Genomic DNA, 458 nt, shown 5'->3' with positions numbered 1-458 from the left:
TGCGCGGGGACTGGGGCGAGATCGATGAGGCCACCCGCCAAGCCAACGACGTCGCAATCCAACAGGACAACCTGATGATCTCCCAGTACCGGATCACGCCGGAACTGGTGTTGCTCGTGAAGACCAGCGAAGACCACCAGACCACGGTGGTCCAGCTTCCCGAAGAGCGCGACCTGATCTGAAGGCGCCGCCTCGTCATCCCATCCACTTGANTCCCGAAGAGCGCGACCTGATCTGAAGGCGCCGCCTCGTCATCCCATCCACTTGACGGAGCCACTTCACTCCGCCAGGGGTGTCGTGGCTCAATAGCCTTTCAAGGAGGAGCCCATGGCATCGCATCGCATCGAAACCTACTGCCAGAGGCTGGCGTTCCCCATCGGGGCGCTCATCTTCAGCCGAGGCATTGATCGCCTTGTCCGCGCGGGTCGCCTGGACCCGATTCCGTACTTCAGGCGCCA

General features: G+C 62.4%; 1 pseudogene. It reads left to right on the top strand.

The window, feature by feature from the left end:
* Positions 1-182 (top strand): annotated as a pseudogene (locus C1I89_RS33580) (methyltransferase); the annotation flags it as partial.
* Positions 183-458 lie beyond the last annotated feature (276 nt).

The sequence above is a fragment of the Achromobacter pulmonis genome (assembly GCF_002885955.2).
Taxonomy (GTDB): domain Bacteria; phylum Pseudomonadota; class Gammaproteobacteria; order Burkholderiales; family Burkholderiaceae_B; genus Achromobacter; species Achromobacter pulmonis_A.
The sequence above is the reverse complement of the archived record's forward strand: the minus strand, read 5'-3'. Positions and strand labels throughout refer to the sequence as shown.